We start from the raw sequence: 18,711 nt of genomic DNA, 5'->3' as shown, positions 1-18,711 counted from the left end.
AAGGAATTGATTGTGGCCAGTATCTCTCCAACCGGCGGTTCCAGTCTCGACATCAAAGCCATTGTCGATGCCCTGGTTGCTGCCGACATCACGCCGGCAAAATCCCGTCTCGATAAGCTTGAAGCAAGCTACACGACGAAATTGTCTGCCGTGGGGCAGATCAAGGGCAGCCTGGCAAAATTGCAAGCAGCGATGGTGAAGCTCAGCGACTTACAACAATTTTATGCCATGAAGAGTACAGTCAGTGATCCCAACCTGTTTTCAGCCAGCGCGAGCACAGAAGCGGTCCCGGGCATCTATGATGTCGAAGTTCGCTACTTGGCCAGCCGCCAGAGTCTGGCGTCTTCTCCCGTTGCCTCCGCCAATACGGTGGTCGGTAACGGCAGCATCACCATTGATTTTGGTACTTACAGCAATGATTTATCCACTTTTACGGCCAATCCCGACAAACAATCGGTCACTATCACTATCGCTCCGGGTCAAAACACCCTGCAGGCTATCCGCGACGCCATCAACGCCAACGGCTCCGGCGTTAAAGCCGCGATCGTTCAGGATTCACAGGGGGCACGCTTGACCTTAAGCAGCCCGGATACCGGTAAAAACCTGGCCATGAAAATTTCAGTGAATGACGCCGACGGCAATAACACCAATGGCGCCGGCCTGTCCGCATTAGCTTATGATCCAACGGCCGGCATTACCAACCTTCAGGAAACCGCCGCCGCCCGGGACAGTGAAATTAAAATCAATGGCCTGACACTGACGCAGAGCACCAATCAATACAAAGATGCCTTAGCCGGCGTGACAATCGACTTGAGAAAAGCCGATTTAGGCACCACCTACTCGCTGACCATTGAAAACAACAAGTCACAGCTCACCGGTTTTGTGAATGAGTTTATCAAACAGTTTAACGAGGCCATGACGACGCTGAACAATTTGACCGGATACAACAAGGAGACCAAGAAAGGCGGTCTTCTCCAGGGCGACTCCAGCACACGAAACCTCAAATTAAACATCAGCAAAATTTTAAGCCAGCCGATTGACACCGGCGACAACGCAATCAATTCGTTGGCAGACATTGGTATTAAAACCGATGCAAAGGGCTTATTGGCCCTAAACACCGCCGATTTTGATGCGGCGGTCAATGATCATTATGATGCCATAGGCCATCTTTTTGCTAAAACTGCCGTGGCTTCTGACAGCAATATCCGTATTAAATCAGTCGGTGCCGATGTCAAAGCAGGCAGCTACGCCGTTAACATCAGCAGCTTTACCGCCGGGGTTACCTTAGCCGGTACCATTGGCGGTTTATCTGCCACCTCCAGCGATGGCCTGACGCTCAAGGGCAGCGGGGCATTAAAAAATCTCTCCGTTCAAGTCATCGGCGGCAGTACAGGGGATCGAGGCAATGTCGTTGTCAGTGACGGCATAGCCGCTCAACTCAATAACCTGGTGACCGATTATTTAGGCGACAAGGGCGATTTGGCCAACCGAACCAAGCAATTAAACGATAATTTAAAGGATCTGGACAACCAGCGTTTGCGTTTGGATACCCACATGACCAGCCTGAGAGCTCGGTATACGGCGCAATTTACCCGTCTGGATGTCCTGCTTGCGTCATTACAGGACACCAGTGCGTTTTTAACGCAGCAACTGGCTAACTTACCAAAAATAAATTCGTAGGGAAGCATAATGAAAAATCCATACACTGAAGCAGTTAATCAATACAAATCCATTGAGTTGCAGACCCGCATTGAATCGGCTTCGCCGCATCAACTGATTGATTTACTCCTGCAGGGGGCACGCTCGCACATCGCCACCGCCCAGGGAAATATTCAGCGCAATCAAATCAGTGAAAAAGGTGAGCACATCGGCAAAGCGATCAGCATCATTGAGGGCCTTAAAACCAGTCTTAATCACGAAAAAGGCGGGGAACTGGCGAGTAATCTCGACAAATTATATGACTATGTGCAACAGATTCTGTTAAAAGCCAACATTGATAACAGCGTTGAATTACTGACGCAAAGCAATCTGTTGCTGGCTGAAATCCATGGGGCCTGGCAACAGATAAAAAAAGACAACCCCGATTTTTAGCAGTTTTTGTAAAGTTTTTAACCTGTTTGCCGTTAAGTGACATCAAAGCACAGACAAATCGAGGTGATCATTATGAAGAGATTACCTGTACTAATAACAATAATGCTGCTGGCATGGACATCACCAATCTGGTCTGAAGCGCGATTTGGTGAAACCCTTTGCACCAACCCCGACTATTTTTGCATCAAGGTGAAGTCAGGGGAAAGCTGGAGCAGGCTTTTTCCCAATCCTGAAGCCAAAGACATCGTCCGCCGCATCAATCGCATGAATGTGAACCTGCGCCCGGGTATGATTATTGCCGTTCCCAAAAATTTAGACCGTCTGACAATCTATGATGTCTCTCCTTTTCCGCGCTACATTGAGTCAGATGGCGAAAAAACCATCTACGTCAGTCAGAATAAACTGGCCTGGGCGGCTTATGATGAGGATGGTGAATTACTCTGGTGGGGCCCTATTTCTTCAGGAACCGATCATTGCTCAGGCGTCATCGGCGGGTGTTCAACCCCCACCGGTTCGTTTCGAATTATCCGCAAACAGGATATCGATTGCATTTCCACTGCCTTTCCAAGACGGGCGGATGGCAACAACGGCGGTGCGGAAATGCCTTTCTGCATGCACTTTTTTCGAGGTTATGCGTTGCATGGCAGCGAAACCGTGCCGGGTTATCGCGCCAGTCACGGCTGTGTCAGGATGTTCACCGAAGATGCGCGCTGGCTCAATGAGGAATTTGTTGATGTCCCTGGCGATGGCATGCGGGGCACACGCGTCATCATTGACGCGGTCCAGCATTAATCACCGCTGCACGCTGCTTATTGCAACAGGGAAAACGATCCATTAACGCCGTTGGCAGCAAGGCGCATTTTCAGGCTTTCGGTCATGGCCTTGTTCGCAAACGGCCCGACTCTGACGATATACCGGTGCTGATAATTTTCTATAAAGACGGGTGAGGGCGTCAGTTTAGCGAGCTTCTCGCGCAGAGCATTGGCCAGGTCCTGGGAGTTGAAAGCCCCCGCCTGAACATAATAGTAAGCCACATGTTGACCAGCCGGTGATTTGACAGTCAGCGCCTCAATTTCCACCGGTGCTGTTCCTTTAGGCAACAGGCCTAATTTGGTGGCAGCAGCATAGGATAAATCAATCACCCGATCGGCATGAAAGGGACCTCGATCATTCACTTTTACAATCGCTTCGCGCCCATTACTTAAATTCTTAACACGGACATAGGACGGCAAAGGCAAGGTTTTATGGGCAGCGGTCATGGCATACATGTCGTAATCATCACCGCTTGAGGTCCTGCGGCTATGAAATTTTGTGCCATACCACGACGCCATGCCACGGGTTTTATAGCCGGTGGCCGACCGCATCACTTCGTATTTTCTGCCATTGACGGCATAGGAATCCGGGTTACCGTAACGGCTTAAAGGCTCATTGGCCGGTTTAACTTTCTGAAACGTCTTGGGCAGCGGTCCTTTGGGAGCACCGTCCTGTTGTGTGGGTCTAAAGGGCTTTTTTGGAGGATTTGACCGGGTTGATGAGTGACTGCCTGGCTGATTAACCTGCGGGGGTTGAGCGCAACTGCATAACACCAGAATCAGAAGTAAACATAAAAACCGCATGACCTTACCTAATTTTTCTTATTAATCGCATTAATATATACAATGCAGCCCGCGATTAAAATACTCCAGAGGTCTTTGGTTGCTTAAACAGGCATGTTAAGATTAGCGATTTTGTAATATTGAGAATAATAAACATGAAACCAATGCGTTTTTATTTAGGCATGATGCTGCTGCTTTCATTGCTGTCTCCGGTGACGTACGCTGATTCCGTATTGCCCACCGCCTCGCCAAAGCCCATGCCGGTGAACAGTAAACCTTTAATTACCCCTTCTCCGCCGCTGGTGAATGCCAAGGCCTTTATTCTCATCGATGTCGACAGCGGTAAAATTATCGCCGAGAAAAACAGCGACCTTAAATTGCCGCCAGCCAGCCTGACTAAAATGATGACGCTGTATGTGATTTCCAATGCCTTAAATAATGGCCAGATCCACCTGACTGACAATGTGCGGATTAGTCGTGATGCCTGGAAAACGGCCGGTTCACGCATGTTTGTGAAGGAGGGGCAACAGGTAGCCATTGAAGATTTATTAAAAGGGATCATTGTTGATTCCGGTAACGATGCCTGTGTTGCCATGGCCGAACACCTCGGCGGCAGCGAGCCTGGGTTTGCGGACATCATGAACCAGCAGGCGCAAAATCTGGGCATGAAAGACAGCCACTTTACTGACAGTACTGGCCTGCCTGACGAGCGTCTGTACACTACCGCGAAGGACCTGGCGATTTTAGGCCGTGCCCTGATCAATGACTTTCCCCAGTATTACCACTGGTATAAGCAAAAATGGTATACCTACAATGGCATTCGCCAACCTAACCGCAACCGCCTGTTATGGCGCGACAGCCAGGTTGACGGCCTGAAAACCGGTCACACCAATGATGCCGGTTTCTGCCTCGTGGCTTCCGCTAAACGCGACAGCATGCGTCTGCTGTCAGTGGTGCTTGGCGCGCCGAATGATTCCGTGCGGGCTGACGACAGCGAGCGCCTGTTGAATTACGGCTTCCGTTTCTTTGAAACCCACGAATTGTACAAAGCCGGGAAAAGCATTACGGAAATGCCTGTTTACAAAGGGGAAGACAACACCCTGGCAATCGGGGTATTGCAAAACAAATTTGTTACCATCCCCAACGGTCAGTATCAGCGCTTAAGTATTACGACCAAAGTCCCTTCCACCCTGATTGCCCCGGTTAAAAAAGGCGACAAAATCGGGGAAATGATTATCAAGTTTGACGACAAGGTCATTGATACGCATCCCCTGTACGCGTTAAATTCCGTTGAATCCGGCGGTTTCTTCAAGCGCAGCAAAGATTCCGTTCGCCTGGCGTTCAAACGCTGGTTCGGCTAGGATTCCACCATGTCGGGCGTAGTGTATGTTAATGGCCAATATTGCCACGCGCATGAGGCCAGCATTTCGGTGTTTGACCGCGGCTTCCTGTTTGGGGATGCCGTTTACGAAGTCATTCCTGTTTATGGCAGCCAACCTTTTGCGCTGGAAAAACACTTGCTGCGTCTTGAATCAAGCCTTGCCAAGGCCCGCATTCCCAATCCACCCTGCGACTGGCACGCCCTTTTCCAGGAGCTCATCCGCCAAAATGGCGGCGGCGATCTGCAGCTCTATTTACAAATTACCCGTGGCAACCAGGGGGTGCGTAAGCACGATATCCCTGTCGGGCTTGCCCCGAGTGTCATTGCCTTTACCCTTCACACGCCTTATCCTGGGTTCGTAGAGCAACAGAAAGGCCTGAGGGCAAAACTGGTGGAGGATATCCGCTGGCAACGCTGCGATATAAAAACCACGTCGCTGCTTGGCAATATTCTGGTGAATGACGATGCCGTGTCTCAGGGTTGTCATACCGCCCTGTTGGTCCGCGATGGCTTCGTTACTGAAGGAAGCGCCAGCAATCTGTTTATTGTTGATCACAATGGGCAGGTCAAAACACCGCCCCTCAATCAGTATTGCCTGCCTGGCATCACCCGTGAAATCTGCCTGGACTTACTCAGTAAAACGGATTTCGCCTTCAGCGAAGAGCCCTTGCCGGTGCAAACCGTTCTCAATGCCCGGGAGGTCTGGATAACCAGTACTACCAAAGAACTTTATCCTGTTACCCGCATCGATGAGACAGTAATAGGAGAGGGAGTAGGCGGCCCCTGCTGGCGGCATCTCCACGAGCGCTATCACCAACTGACTGGAAAAACTTATGACTGACAAAAAAACCTTCATGCAGTTCCCCTGTCAATTTCCGATTAAAATTATTGGTTTGAATTCACTGAATTTCAGCGAGGAAATCACCACCATCGTCACCCGCCATTTCCCCGACACGCAAGAACAGGCGATTGTGTGCAAGGACAGCAAAGAGGGAAATTATTTGTCCATTACCGCCACGGTGTATGTGCTTGATCAAGCCTCACTGGATGCGCTCTATCAGGAATTAAGCAGCCACCCTTCCATAAAAATGGTGCTTTAAATGATCATTAGCCGCTACCTTGGTCAACAACCCTATCTTGAAACATGGCAACAGATGAAACAGTTTACGCTTTCGCGCAATGACGCCACAGCGGATGAACTGTGGCTGCTGGAGCATCCCCCTGTTTATACCCAGGGACAGGCTGGTAAAGCGGAACATGTCCTTAACCGTAATGCCATTCCCATTGTCCAATCGGACCGCGGCGGCCAGGTAACTTATCATGGCCCTGGGCAACTGGTAGCCTACGTGCTGATGGATATCCGCCGCCGTAATCTGGGTATCCGTTCGCTGGTGTGCCACCTTGAAACACTACTTATTGCCGTATTGCAGGAATACGGTATTTCAGCGGAAACCCGATGCGGCGCCCCGGGTGTGTATGTCGATAATAAAAAAATTGCATCCATTGGCTTAAGAGTTAAAAATGGCTGCACTTATCATGGGATTGCTTTGAATGTCGCGATGGATCTCTCGCCGTTTAAGGCCATTAACCCCTGTGGTTTTTCCCAATTGGAAATGGCCCAGATAAGCGATTATTCTATTTATCCCACGGTCGCTGAGACCGCCGAGAAATTTAAACACCTTTTTCTCAGGCAATTTGAAAAGCACGGACTATGACTTTATTTGCTGAGTACATTCAACCGGTTACCGCCTGGCTCCATGCACATCCGCACTGGGCTTTGATTTTTACATTTTTGATTTCATTTACCGAATCGTTAGCCATTATCGGCAGCGTCATCCCGGGTTCAGTGACCATGACAGCGATCGGCATCCTCGCGGGCTCTGGAGTGATGCGCATTGATTTAACCCTGCTGGCAGCCATGCTTGGGGCGGTGGCTGGCGATAGCGCCAGCTACATGCTCGGTTACACCTTCAGCGATAAACTTGGCACCATCTGGCCTTTCAGCCGCTACCCCCAGTGGTTGACCTACGGCAAGGATTTCTTTACCCGCCATGGCGGCAAAAGTGTTTTGATTGGTCGATTTGTAGGCCCACTACGCTCGATAATCCCGGTTATTGCCGGGATGATGCACATGAGTCATCTGCGTTTTTACATTGCCAATGTCATTTCGGCCATTGCCTGGTCTATTTTGTATGTGCTTCCTGGCATTCTGATTGGGGCGGCTAGCAATGAACTGGCACCAGAAAGCGCGACCAAACTGTTTGTCTTTGTATTGATAGTGCTTGGGGTTATCTGGCTGGCCAGTGTGCTGGTGAAATGGTTGATCATTCGTTTAAATCGCTTTCTTAAAACCCACCTTCATGATTTTTGGGCCTGGTCTGCCTGTCATCCCCATTTAGCCCGTTTTTTTCAATTCATTACCCCTGCCGAAGAAACCAATCACTACGCGACGGCCGGCCTGGTTCTGTTGTTTATTGTTTGTTTTTTAAGCTTCTGCATGGTTACCAGTCTGGCGCTGCATCATGGCTGGGTCACGGGCGTCAATCAACCGGTTCATTTGCTTTTACAAAGCATAAGAACGGCATCGTTCGACAGTTTTTTTATCGTCTCAGCCCAGCTATGCAGTCCCCTCACGCTAATCACCCTGACGGTGTCCATTGTTTTCATCACCGCTTATTACCGCGACTGGCGCACGCTGGCTTTCTTTGCAAGCCTGCTGTTCAGTACCACGGTATTGCTGTTACTGACCCATTGGCTTATTCCTAGCCAACGGCCCAGCGGATTGCTGGAAGTGAAGCCGGGCCACTCTTACCCAGCTGTTCAGTTAACTTATGCCACAGCCATTTTTTCTGCGCTCCTGTATTACATTGGCCAGTATGGCAATAGTCGCATCAAACCCACGATCAATTTAATTTTTAATCTGGCCTTGCTCGTCGCCGGTTTTGCTAATTTATACCTTGGTGATCATTGGTTTACCGACATCCTCGGGGCATACCTTGCAGGACTTAGCCTAAGCGTGCTGCATTGGTTGTTTTATCGTCGTAATCCCGCATCGGTTGCCTATTCATCTCACTTGGCCTCCAGTTTAGCCTTCCTGCTACTCGTTGCCTCCGCTTTAAGCGGCTTAATGAATTACAATCAGGAGCTGCGGGGCCATCAACCCTATTTCGCGCAATATGTTTTCACAGATCAGCTCTGGTGGAATCAATCCAAACCCCTTCTACCGATTTATCGCGTGAACCGGCTTGGGCATCCAGTCAGCTACTTTAACCTGCAGTACGCAGGGACCGTAAGCCGCATAGAATCGTCGCTGAGCGCCTTTGGCTGGCGTAAACAAAATGAATCGCTTTACCGCTCCCTGCTTAAGCGATTAAATGGGCATTCCTCTTATGCAGAAATGCCCTTGATGGCGCAGTTATACCAGAACAGAAAACCCGTCCTGATCATGACCTACGATCCCAAAGACGGCAGTCCCAGCCTTGTGTTGCGGCTATGGCGTTCCAATTACCATTTAAAACACTACCGTCAGCCCATCTGGGTTGGCAGCGTCCATTCCAAAGCACTCTCTAAAAAGTTGATGTCCACCGAAACTAAAACATCCCATCACCCGGCACTTTACTATGTTCGTATGGCCTTATCCCAATACCTGCAGCGGGAAGTGGCCCTGCCGGTGAATCCATCGAAAAAGTTGCTTATCGATGTCGAACCCACGTTGTTGCTCATCAAGGAACTCGCACCAAGTGAGCTTTTTAATTTCACAGTGATACCTTATTATGAACACTCCCTGTCGCCGGCTGTAACCAATGACTTCCTAAGTTTCCAAGCCAGTTATTAATCTCAGAAAACAGCCGTTAATTTCCGGGATTTACTAACGACAACATCCGCCCGTTACGATACACTAGTTGCTACTTCAATTTAATTACAAAGGGCTGGGCACATGTACTACTTTAGTGATTATTTGCAGTTCATTTTTCCTTTTTTTACGCTGATGCTTTTAGTCATCGGTTTAACGACTCAACACCGTAATTCGCTTCTTGCAGCCTTGTGGCTAAGTCTGATTGCTACAATTCTGCATTATCAGACAGCAAGGGGAGAAATTCTTGGCAGCTATTTTGATTACAAACAAGCCACCATTTACACAATCAATCTGCTGGTTTTACTCGTTTCATCCATTTATCTGGTCGCCGCCTCCATTAAAGACAGCGCCAGAAAAATTTTGCGCTACGCTAGCAGTCTGTTTTTTGCCTGCTTTGTAACCGGTGCCCTGTTATTATTGGTTAACATCTGGGTCAATGCTCACTTTTTAAGTGATCGGATGCCCAATACCCCCATTTTGCAGGTAGCCACCTTTAAAAAGATGGATTATTGCGATTACCGTTATGTATTTTACAAAGTCAGCCAGGAAGGAAAAATCAATTACATGTGCCCCAACCATTATGGTTTTGTACCTTCCGAAGGTAGCCTGGATGCTGCTCCGCAATTTGTGATTAAACAGTTGCCTCCACAATTGCAAATTAAGTTTAAACAGGATACCTTGAAAGGCAACAGTTAATGGTAAAACCGGCAGCAGGCAGAGAGGCATTAAATTTTGCAAAGTGGTTACATTGTTCCATTTTGTTCTTATTTTGATAACATGATGAACATTTTTATGCTATGATTATTATGCGCATTCTATTCTTTACTGTTTTATACCTGGTTTGCAGTATGACCCTGGCGATGGCTCCCAAGCTGAATTGGGATAAAGCGGTTGACAATGCCATCATTCGTTACGGTTTACGCACCGAACCCGAATTAAAACGCTTTTTTGCCAAAGCTCAGGTGGCCTATCCTCCAAAGGACGTGGCATTATTGGCCTTTAAAAAAGAGCGCCGCATTGAACTCTGGGCAAAAAATGATAATCAGGCCTGGCATTATATTCATACCTATCCATTAACAGCCTTCAGTGGGCGTTTAGGGCCGAAATTAAAAGAACGGGATGGCCAGATCCCTGAGGGCATTTACCGTCTGGTGACGTTTAACCCATTCAGCAGCATGCATTTATCCATGATGATCGATTATCCTAACAATTTTGATCGTCTTCAGGCCATTAAAGATGGCCGGCGGCGCCTCGGCAATAATATTTTCCTGCATGGCAAATCGATGTCTGTAGGCTGCCTGGCCATTGGCGATCGCCCCATCGATCAGCTGTTCCTGCTGGCAAGACGCGTGGGGCTCAGTCATATCAAGGTAATTATAGCCCCCAATGACTTACGCAAGGACAAACCAGCCACCTCCAATTTTGCTCAGCCTCGATGGCTGCCTGAGCTCTACAAGCAAATTGAGGCCGCGCTCAAACCATTTGAAGCAGGAAAGAAAATGTCTTAAATCGACTCGCTGGCATGGCATCCTGGTTGTCTTTCTGATGAAAACGGTTGTCCTGCCGTCCTCACTGGGTACATCAGGAATTTCCTGGATTTTTCGACAACGACAGAGAGAAATGCGGGGTTTTTGTCTTTTGAAAAACCAAATCGCTTAATTGTTTGCTGAGCTGATCCCTGATTAACTGCTTGGTTTCTGGCAAAGGAAAAGTGATTGCATCAAAAATGGGTTTGTAATTTTCATACTCATCACTCAGTGTTTTTGTACAAAATCCATTAATCTCGCATAAATAGCTATGGATATACTGAATGGTCGTATCATTCTCCATCAACGGAAAATAACTGCAAAATTCCTTTTTGAATTGCTTAGGCTCGGCATGGGTGGCTTTCAGCAATAACAGCGTAAAGACGTCTAAACGATGCTGCCTTTCCTTTTCGTCAATGGTCTGACTCGTCATGGCACTATAGACATTGTCGATAAATTCTGCAACTCTTGCAAGGTATTCATTCATCTTGTGTTGATACGGTTGTACTTCTTTTTTATGAAAAGTCATCTCCCTCTCCAAAATGCCATTTTTCGGGCCATTATACCCCGTAGGTCCAGATAGGCCTAACTTACTCTAAAAGGCACGCTGCCCTGTTGGTGAAGCGACATAACGGCTATCCGCTTATCAAGGTAATCCAGTACTACCTTGCCCATATCCGAATGCAGCAGGCATTCTTCCCTGAGCTTTCTAAGGCTTCCGAGTTCTCCATACAAGATTAGCTGATTTAATAAGGATGTATCCGGCCCCTTCTCCATCAGCTTAATTTTAATCTCGATGGGATTAACAATGTCCATGACAATGACCCCGTTTTTCTTTTCAAGAATGATACAGGGCTTGCTTTGCTCGCCATTGAGAATAATCTTGAAGCCGCCATCCATCGTAGTGAATAATGAATCAATCTTGAATGAGGGATCCTCCATTTTCCGGATGAATAAGCTATCGGTACTTTTTGCTTCACTGTTTAAACGCGATTTGTTAAAAAAGGAGGCCATCGCCATCAATGCTCCGCTGGATTGACTGATGGTCAAGGTTCTTTGATTGTTCATCGTATTAAGCGTCGCAATGAGTGGCGGGGTTTGTCCTTTAGCAATATTGGTATTATAAAGTTTGATGACGGTATTTTCAGGGCAATACGCAATTAAATTGATGCTGGCTGTTTTGTGCATGTCAAGCAGGCTGGTGGTATTCACGTGCCGGCCGATCCGGAATCTTCCTGTATTGCGCGGGCATAACACCGTTTGACCACTTCATCCACATTGTCGAGGCAGGCGCAGACGATGACGGAATTGCTGTTTTTTTCCACCAGTTCACGATGAAACGATTTGTAGGTTACCCCATCCACGATGACATTCGGCCTTTCTTCCTTTTTCGCTTTCAAACGAGCCTCAACCAGTTCACCGACTAAATAGGCGCTGTCTTGCGTACGAATAAAGACCTGGTCTGTTTCCTTCTGCTCGAAGGCCTTGGTATTGGGTTTACAGATTCCACGGTAATCATCGGTGGCTAAAGAAACATACTTCACTTTATCACTTTCAGAAACATATTGACGGGAAATAGTACTTTTACCGCTTGCAGCAGGGCCTAAGAAAACATAGTCCTGATTGTCTTCCAGTTTATAAACCGGTTTTTTAGCGAGCTTGGCTTTTGCCACCAGATTGTCCATGTGTTTATCCAGGAAATCCGACATCAATTGGTGGACAACCTGTTTGCGTATTTTATTTCTTTCCATCGCCATGCAGGCCTCAAATTTTTCACGGTAGATATCAGAACCCTCCTCCAGATGAGGGTAAAGGGTCGTCATTTTTGAACGTGCCCGGCTTAAGCACTGTTGATAGACACCCGTGGTATCATGAGGTGTGAATACGTCATACCCCTGCTTCCATTGCTGGTTTAATTGAGAGAACGCCTCACTGACGATAAATTCCTGATCCTGACACAGCATCTGGGCCCATTCATTGACCTTTTCGACATCAATTTGATAATCGGTAATCAAGCGCGCCGCCACATGCAGTAAAAACGCCGTGTGGATGGTCGGCACCAGAACATCCGTGAGCCATCCCTCCTGAGCCATATCAGCCTGGGCTAATTGCTGCTGGATGTCCCCCTCCATGAATTCTGGCTGCAAGATTCGATTAAACTCTTCCTGCAATTTCCTTTCTTTTTTAGTCCATTGGGTAAATCCTTTCAGCGTCAGAATGTGTCTCATATTGTAATGAGCTACTGCGGTCTCTCTTTCTTTTTCCAGTTCGATCACGCCGCGGGGAAACGGATCCTGATTGAATTTTAATTTAAAGGCAGGAGACGAAACCAGACTGATTTCGATCTGCAGGGTTTGCATCTTTAATTTTTTATGCCCATTTTCAATGACACGCTCAATGCGAATGGCGCCTAACTGGGTAATCCGCTCTGCAGACTGCTTGCCTGTGTCTTTCTGATGAGCACGGAGTATATCAATGAAAGACTGACGCCTGTACAAGTGCCCCGTAGGCAGGTGAGTTTGCGCATCAGGTTCCGGCAATTTCAAGGGGGCTTTGTAGTCTAAATCGGTATTGTGCTTCTGGTTGTAAAATTCGAGGCAGGCAGCCAATACTTTTTGAGAAAAATCACTTACACCCTCTATCTCACCACTTAAATTGCCAGGAATGACATCGAGAATGACGTTGTTTTTATCGTAGATAACTGTCATAACATAGTCATCAGGGGTAATGTGGGTATAAGCAATTTCACTTAATTTATTTTTACCGAAAGGATCGACAAACGATTGAGTATGGAATGCGGGTTTACCTCGTAAAACATAGAGAATTTTGACGTCCTTCTGCCCGCCAAAATCAATGGCAATAGTAAATTTATCCGTCACCGAGCGGGTCCCGTCGACTCCGGTTGCCGCAATTAACGTGGCCGCCGCACCTGAGCGCACTTCGTGCTTGTGTAAATTATTTTCCTGCCCAATGAGTAAATGGCTATCCGCTGAATATTCCCCTTCGCGTGTCATTTTTTTAGCAAATGACTTGGTCTCCGCCAACGAATTGGTTAAGTTTCCGCCTCTAAAACTCAGCGGAGCCTGTTGCAGACTTAACTTATCGTTTTGATAACTCTGAATGGCATGATAATGGTGGATGCTGGTTTTAAGCCTGGTCGTTATATTGGCTTTTAAGCCATTTCTTAAGGCTACGGCAGGACTTATCAATTCACCGGCATCATCCTGAAGTAGGCTTTGTTCTTTTTTACTGACACTGTCCCTCGCTAGAATATACGTTCTATCATGAATGAATGCCTGCACAACATCCATCAAATCCAGGCGTAAGGCTTTGGACGTCATGTTGGCGTTCGGTACTATCTGCATCACTTTTTCACTGGCGCTATGGAATAAAACCCGTTTAACAAAGTGTTCAAAATTCCCTGCAGTGGTCGGCGTCGAGAGTCCCGGTACCGCAATCGGGGTTGTACTGTAGTATTCTTTGATGATTAACAGGCGTTTTTTCAACTCGCTTAATTTCTTATCCAGTACCTCATCCAGGGCATTAAGGTCATTGTCCAACGAAGCCACCAACTGAATCATTTCTTTCAACAGATGCCCAACCTGATTAATTTCCTGTTTCAATTCGGAAGGGATTTCTGGCGATGATGCAGCTTCCTTGACGTGTTTATCCACTTCACTCATCAGACGTTGGCAAGCCCCTTGAACCAGTTGCTCCTTCAGCTTATCCAGATTACCGGGTTGTTCTAACCATCGATAGAGCGTGAATTTGAACTTTTCATCCCTGACCAGATCAATCGCGGGTAAGTAAGACAAAAAGACATCATGATTGATTTCTTCACCCGCTAAGTAACGGTACCCTTTTATCTTTAATGCTTCGGTAGAGTGAAGGGCCAGGTCGCCGGTATGCCCGCGTGGTGCGGTAATCGCCAGTATAGCCGGCAACTGTTCGTTCAGTTGTTCCTGAAAGGTCTGTTCATCCCAATCCAATCCAAGGTTTTTTAAGGGGATGGTATCGGTTATTTTTTCCCCAGTGGGCGACATGACAGTATATTGCAGGCTTTGATTTATAACCTCAACGTAAAGGGTGTTTCTTTTTAAAGCCTCTTTAGGCCCACCGCGTTCAACCGAGTAACTGACCGCTTTTAAAAAGTCAGCCAGGCTTGTACGATTAAGTGAGGCAAGCGCCGTGACCTGCTGATCCGTTGGACGGCTTTTATTGTACTCGTAAGCTATTCTGTCAGTGAACGATCTCAGAAATTTATCAAACACCGGATTGCTGGCTAAATAATCTAACAATTGCTGATAATCGTCAGTTTTTTTAATTTTGGAAAAATTCGGGTAATTTTTACCTAATTTCTTTTCTTGCAGCAGCATGTCCGTTAAAATCTGATCCATTTCCCCTTCCGTCCTGATTCCTGCAGAAGAGAGTACATCCATGGTTAACTGGTTGGAATGCCCCTTGCTGATTCTGAGTGCCAGTTTTTTGGTAAACAATGCGTAATCAGCATTGGCATTCAATCTATCAATTACGGCCTGTAAAATGGATTCATTGTAAAGCTTAACCCCGAGTGTCTTGATGACTTCCTGTTGAATAGCAATGCCCTTTTTCTCGGCATCCTGTAAAATAGCCAGTGCCACTTCAGGCGCAATGTTATCCCACTGGTAAACCATCCCTCCTCTGACTTCCTGATAAGAGAAACTGGTCGCGGACAACTCGATGGCTTGTCTTGCACTGCGGTGAAATTCATACCGTGGTAAGTCGCCTACTTCGGGCTTGCCAAAGTTGACTCTTTTCTTGGAATACAATTTAACCATTCTGGAAATGCCCAGCCTTGTTGTTAGTATTGTGAGTATACTCAGGGTAAATTAAGGAATAGTTAAGTCCGCGTAGGCCGTCTTGATGTCATTGCAGAAAATAAACACTATACTGATAAAAAAATAACCTGTATATAGGCATGCCTACTTTCCGTCAACAATCCTGGTCTACCATTGATTTTGAATCCCTGCCCCCGCAGGACTCACTACTCGCCTGCCTGGTGCTGTTAACCCGTTATTATCAGAATCCCTATTCAGCACAATCCTTAATAGCAAGGCTCCCACTGAAAAAAGGCCGTCTGGATGTTAATCTCCTGCCTCGCGCAGCGGAAAGAGCGTCTTTAAGCAGCAAGGTGTTGCGAGGTGGTATTAATGACTTCAATCAGGACTTATTGCCGGTCATTCTATTGCTGAGAAATGACAATGCCTGTCTGCTCATCCGGGATGATGCGGGCCAACAGAAAATCATTAATCCAGCCTCTCCCTGCCTTTTAGCTGAGCCGGAAACCATTGCAAACGAATACAGCGGTCAGGCTATTCAGCTTCAACCACGCTACAAATACAGCACTCGCTCTGAAGAAACACTGGGCAAGCCGCCCAAAAACTGGTTTTGGAAAGTCATCATTAAATCCATCCCCACTTATTCAGAAGTACTGGTGGCCTCCCTGCTAATCAATTTATTTGCCCTGGTGATCCCGCTGTTTACCATGAATGTCTATGATCGGGTCGTACCGAACAATGCCATCGAAACCATGTGGGTATTAGCCAGTGGCGTGGCGTTGGTCTTCATTTTTGATTTAATTTTCAAAACATTGCGTGCTTACTTCCTTGATTTGGCCAGTAAGCGCACGGATGAAGAATTGTCCGCTTCCATTTTTGAACAGATATTGGGTATTAACATGATGACCCGCCCCAAATCGGTCGGCGCATTGGCCAACACCGTCCAATCGTTTGAGGTTTTTCGCGACTTTATTACCTCAAGCACCATTACGGTGCTGATTGATCTGCCTTTTTCCCTACTGTATATCCTCGTCATTTATTTCATTGCCGGTAATCTTTTTTTAGTGCCGCTGCTCATTATTCCCCTGATTCTGGCCATTGGCGTTGTTCTGCAGTGGCCATTGATTAAGTTAACACGTCAATCTTACCAGTTTGCCGCCGAAAAGCAGGCGACGCTGTTTGAATCACTGTCAAACATAGAAGCCATTAAAACAACCGGCGCCGAATCCGTTCTGCAATCCCGATGGGAGCAGTTAATTCATCTCGCTGCCAAAAACGGCATAAAATTAAGAATGGTATCCAATTCCAGCGTTAACTTAAGTCTCTTTGCCCAACAGGCGGCAACCATTATTGTCATCATTGCGGGCGTATATGCCATCAGCGAGGGTGAATTGACAACCGGGGCCTTGATTGCCTGCACTATCCTCACTGGCCGTGCCCTGGGACCTATGCCGCAACTGGCCTCGCTCCTGACCCGTTATTACCAATCTGTCAATGCGCTTAAGTCCTTAAACCGGATAATGCAATTGCCGGTTGATGCGGAGGAAACGGTCCGTTATTTAAACCGTCCGGTCTTACAGGGAGATATTGAATTCAGGCAGGTTAGTTTCTCCTATGACAATGCCAATGCCGTGCTTAAACGCATCAATTTTAAAATCGCTCCGGGCGAGCGTGTCGCCATCATTGGTCGAGTAGGCTCAGGAAAGTCTACCTTAGCCCGTTTAATTTTAAAATTGTACCTGCCCACTGAGGGCACCCTTTTGCTGGACGGTACGGATTATCGACAAATCAATCCCGACGATTTACGCCAGCAAATTGGTTATGTCCCTCAGGATGTGTCACTCTTTTATGGTAGTGTCAGGGAAAATATCATCATTGGCGCGCCCTTTATTGATGACGCCGCTCTGATTCGGGCGGCCAACATCGCGGGAGTCGGCGCCTTTACCAACAAGCACCCTAATGGTTTTGATCGACAGGTGGGTGAGAAAGGCAGCGAATTGTCAGGTGGTCAGCGTCAAGCGGTTGCCATTGCCCGGGCCCTGTTACGTGACCCGAACATTTTACTACTTGATGAACCAACCTCGGCCATGGATGACAACAGTGAGCGTCGCTTGAAAAAGGCGCTGGATAGCCATCTCTCCAAGACACATACGTTGCTGTTAGTGACCCATAAATTATCGATGCTTGAGCTGGTTAATCGTCTTATTGTGCTGGATGACGGCTTTATCATCGCTGATGGACCTAAAGAGTCGGTGCTCGCTGCGCTAAAAGCAGGCATGCCCATTGACAAGGGGGGCCAATGATTCACGTTGAACGACCTCGTTTCTTTGCCCATGTTATCTTGTGGAGCACAGCCTTATTACTGCTTTGCGCCCTGCTCTGGGCTTATTTTGCCGTGCTGGATGAGGTGACTGTCGGGCAAGGCAAGGTGATCCCTTCAAGCCAGGTGCAAATCATTCAAAACCTGGAGGGAGGCATCGTTAATAAACTGTTTGTGAAGGAAGGCGAAGTCGTCGATGCCAATCAGGTGTTGATGCAAATTGATAATACCCGCTTCATGGCCACATATAACGAAGCGCAAAAGAAAATGGTCTCTCTGCAAATGCAGATTCTTCGCATTAATGCCGAGATGAATGAAACCCCGATGGTCGTTCCCGAGGAACTGTTAAAAGAAAACCCTGAACTTGCTGAGGCTGAAAAAGCACTGTTTGACTCCCGTCAGGAACAGTTAAAACAACTCAACTTAGCCCTCAAACTGGCCGTCAAAGAGCTGGATTTATCCAAACCCCTAGTCAGCCGGGGTGCGGTTTCGGAGGTGGAAATCATACGTCTTGAGCGTACTGTCAATGAGATAAAAGGCAAAATTTCACAATTCAAATCAGAAGCCCTGGAGCAGCTTAACAAAGCCAAGGGTGATCTTGCGGCACTGAAAGAGGCACACACAGCCGATGCAGACCGTCTGGTGCGAACGACGGTACGCTCACCAGTGAAAGGCATTGTTAAGCGCATCAAAATCAATACAGTCGGCGGTGTCATTCAACCTGGAATGGACATCATCGAAATTGTGCCGCTGGATGACACCTTGCTGATTGAGGCAAAAATCAAACCCTCAGACATTGGCTTTATCAAGCATGGCCAATCCGCCACGGTGAAATTAACAGCTTATGATTACGCCATGTATGGTGGCCTGTCCGGCAAGGTCGAGCAGATCAGCGCAGACACCATCACCGATGACAAGCAAGGCAAGGAAGAGACTTATTACATTATCCGCGTACGTACGGATAAGAATTACCTGGGAACAGAGGCCCATCCCCTTTACATTATTCCCGGGATGATGGCCACTGTGGATATTCTTACTGGCCATAAGTCGGTTCTTGATTATCTTCTTAAACCCATCCTTAAAGCCAAACAGACCGCACTGCGTGAACGCTAATCCTAAAGCCAG

16 protein-coding genes are annotated in these 18,711 nt (G+C 47.4%); 12 read left to right on the top strand and 4 right to left on the bottom strand.

All coding sequences use genetic code 11. The annotated features are described in order from the left end of the window. Positions 1–12 precede the first annotated feature (12 nt). The 3 genes from fliD (at position 13) to GH742_RS07710 (ending at position 2,883) form a co-directional block, all read left to right on the top strand. A complete protein-coding gene (gene fliD / locus GH742_RS07720; RefSeq protein ID WP_203454132.1) occupies positions 13–1,680 on the top strand; it encodes a flagellar filament capping protein FliD in 1,668 nt (555 codons plus the stop codon). Between the two features lie 9 nt (positions 1,681–1,689). Then, on the top strand, positions 1,690–2,091 hold the full coding sequence (fliS, locus tag GH742_RS07715; RefSeq protein WP_203454127.1) for a flagellar export chaperone FliS: 402 nt from the start codon (positions 1,690–1,692) through the stop codon (positions 2,089–2,091). Between the two features lie 102 nt (positions 2,092–2,193). Continuing rightward, positions 2,194–2,883 (top strand): L,D-transpeptidase, encoded by a 690-nt coding sequence (locus GH742_RS07710; protein ID WP_370569552.1) that lies wholly within the window; start codon positions 2,194–2,196, stop codon positions 2,881–2,883. A gap of 17 nt (positions 2,884–2,900) precedes the next feature. On the opposite strand, the gene GH742_RS07705 is transcribed toward GH742_RS07710, so the two are convergent. Next, the gene (locus GH742_RS07705; RefSeq protein ID WP_203454118.1) at positions 2,901–3,707 is read right to left on the bottom strand and encodes a septal ring lytic transglycosylase RlpA family protein; all 807 of its coding nucleotides are present in this window, start codon (positions 3,705–3,707) and stop codon (positions 2,901–2,903) included. Between the two features lie 143 nt (positions 3,708–3,850). Here GH742_RS07705 and GH742_RS07700 point away from each other — a divergent pair, with 143 nt between their 5' ends. The 7 genes from GH742_RS07700 to GH742_RS07670 all read left to right on the top strand — a co-directional run bounded on the left by GH742_RS07700 (position 3,851) and on the right by GH742_RS07670 (position 10,431). Continuing rightward, a complete protein-coding gene (locus GH742_RS07700) occupies positions 3,851–5,047 on the top strand; it encodes a D-alanyl-D-alanine carboxypeptidase family protein (protein WP_370569551.1) in 1,197 nt (398 codons plus the stop codon). Between the two features lie 9 nt (positions 5,048–5,056). Next, entirely contained in the window at positions 5,057–5,908 is an 852-nt protein-coding gene (locus GH742_RS07695; RefSeq protein ID WP_203454114.1) for a D-amino acid aminotransferase, read from the top strand. Continuing rightward, positions 5,901–6,167: a YbeD family protein gene (locus GH742_RS07690; RefSeq protein WP_203454112.1), complete on the top strand. Its 267-nt coding sequence runs from the start codon at positions 5,901–5,903 to the stop codon at positions 6,165–6,167. The genes GH742_RS07695 and GH742_RS07690 overlap by 8 nt, the downstream gene beginning before the upstream one ends. 3 nt (positions 6,168–6,170) lie before the next feature. Continuing rightward, positions 6,171–6,782, top strand: a complete 612-nt coding sequence (gene lipB, locus GH742_RS07685) for a lipoyl(octanoyl) transferase LipB (RefSeq protein WP_203456887.1) — start codon at positions 6,171–6,173, stop codon at positions 6,780–6,782. Beyond that, on the top strand, positions 6,779–8,902 hold the full coding sequence (locus tag GH742_RS07680; protein ID WP_203454110.1) for a bifunctional DedA family/phosphatase PAP2 family protein: 2,124 nt from the start codon (positions 6,779–6,781) through the stop codon (positions 8,900–8,902). The genes lipB and GH742_RS07680 overlap by 4 nt, the downstream gene beginning before the upstream one ends. A gap of 102 nt (positions 8,903–9,004) precedes the next feature. Further along, positions 9,005–9,619 carry a type I secretion system protein LssZ gene (locus tag GH742_RS07675; RefSeq protein WP_239005178.1) on the top strand — a complete coding sequence of 205 codons (615 nt, stop codon included), beginning with the start codon at positions 9,005–9,007 and terminating at the stop codon, positions 9,617–9,619. 110 nt (positions 9,620–9,729) lie between these two features. Next, positions 9,730–10,431 carry a murein L,D-transpeptidase family protein gene (locus GH742_RS07670; RefSeq protein ID WP_203454099.1) on the top strand — a complete coding sequence of 234 codons (702 nt, stop codon included), beginning with the start codon at positions 9,730–9,732 and terminating at the stop codon, positions 10,429–10,431. A 73-nt stretch (positions 10,432–10,504) separates the two neighbouring features. Here the strand turns inward: GH742_RS07670 and GH742_RS07665 are convergent, their stop codons facing one another. From GH742_RS07665 to GH742_RS07660, 3 genes are read right to left on the bottom strand one after another with little or no spacing between them, the layout of a single operon-like run. After that, positions 10,505–10,978, bottom strand: a complete 474-nt coding sequence (locus tag GH742_RS07665) for a hypothetical protein (protein ID WP_203454097.1) — start codon at positions 10,976–10,978, stop codon at positions 10,505–10,507. Between the two features lie 56 nt (positions 10,979–11,034). Next, complete coding sequence (locus GH742_RS15610) at positions 11,035–11,661, bottom strand: hypothetical protein (protein ID WP_239005177.1); 627 nt, start codon at positions 11,659–11,661, stop codon at positions 11,035–11,037. Next, entirely contained in the window at positions 11,658–15,266 is a 3,609-nt protein-coding gene (locus GH742_RS07660) for an ATP-binding protein (protein WP_239005176.1), read from the bottom strand. Before GH742_RS07660 ends, GH742_RS15610 begins: the two co-directional genes overlap by 4 nt. A 140-nt stretch (positions 15,267–15,406) precedes the next feature. On the opposite strand from GH742_RS07660, the gene GH742_RS07655 reads away from it, so the two are divergent. Further along, complete coding sequence (locus GH742_RS07655) at positions 15,407–17,569, top strand: type I secretion system permease/ATPase (RefSeq protein ID WP_203454095.1); 2,163 nt, start codon at positions 15,407–15,409, stop codon at positions 17,567–17,569. Next, positions 17,566–18,699, top strand: coding sequence for an HlyD family type I secretion periplasmic adaptor subunit (locus GH742_RS07650; protein ID WP_203454093.1), 1,134 nt, complete (start codon positions 17,566–17,568; stop codon positions 18,697–18,699). The genes GH742_RS07655 and GH742_RS07650 overlap by 4 nt, the downstream gene beginning before the upstream one ends. Positions 18,700–18,711 lie beyond the last annotated feature (12 nt).

The organism is Legionella sp. MW5194 (genome assembly GCF_016864235.1).
Lineage (GTDB): Bacteria > Pseudomonadota > Gammaproteobacteria > Legionellales > Legionellaceae > Legionella_C.
Note: the sequence above shows the minus strand (reverse complement) of the source record. Positions and strands in the feature narration are given on the sequence as shown.

What these genes read in the sequence shown, in the direction of transcription:
- fliS (WP_203454127.1), top strand. Translation starts at nt 1,690, where the DNA reads ATGAAAAATCCATACACTGAAGCAGTTAATCAATACAAATCCATTGAG.
- GH742_RS07710 (WP_370569552.1), top strand. Translation starts at nt 2,194, where the DNA reads ATGCTGCTGGCATGGACATCACCAATCTGGTCTGAAGCGCGATTTGGT.
- GH742_RS07705 (WP_203454118.1), bottom strand. Translation starts at nt 3,707, where the DNA reads ATGCGGTTTTTATGTTTACTTCTGATTCTGGTGTTATGCAGTTGCGCT.
- GH742_RS07700 (WP_370569551.1), top strand. Translation starts at nt 3,851, where the DNA reads ATGCGTTTTTATTTAGGCATGATGCTGCTGCTTTCATTGCTGTCTCCG.
- GH742_RS07695 (WP_203454114.1), top strand. Translation starts at nt 5,057, where the DNA reads ATGTCGGGCGTAGTGTATGTTAATGGCCAATATTGCCACGCGCATGAG.
- GH742_RS07690 (WP_203454112.1), top strand. Translation starts at nt 5,901, where the DNA reads ATGACTGACAAAAAAACCTTCATGCAGTTCCCCTGTCAATTTCCGATT.
- GH742_RS07680 (WP_203454110.1), top strand. Translation starts at nt 6,779, where the DNA reads ATGACTTTATTTGCTGAGTACATTCAACCGGTTACCGCCTGGCTCCAT.
- GH742_RS07675 (WP_239005178.1), top strand. Translation starts at nt 9,005, where the DNA reads ATGTACTACTTTAGTGATTATTTGCAGTTCATTTTTCCTTTTTTTACG.
- GH742_RS07670 (WP_203454099.1), top strand. Translation starts at nt 9,730, where the DNA reads ATGCGCATTCTATTCTTTACTGTTTTATACCTGGTTTGCAGTATGACC.
- GH742_RS07665 (WP_203454097.1), bottom strand. Translation starts at nt 10,978, where the DNA reads ATGACTTTTCATAAAAAAGAAGTACAACCGTATCAACACAAGATGAAT.
- GH742_RS07660 (WP_239005176.1), bottom strand. Translation starts at nt 15,266, where the DNA reads ATGGTTAAATTGTATTCCAAGAAAAGAGTCAACTTTGGCAAGCCCGAA.
- GH742_RS07655 (WP_203454095.1), top strand. Translation starts at nt 15,407, where the DNA reads ATGCCTACTTTCCGTCAACAATCCTGGTCTACCATTGATTTTGAATCC.
- GH742_RS07650 (WP_203454093.1), top strand. Translation starts at nt 17,566, where the DNA reads ATGATTCACGTTGAACGACCTCGTTTCTTTGCCCATGTTATCTTGTGG.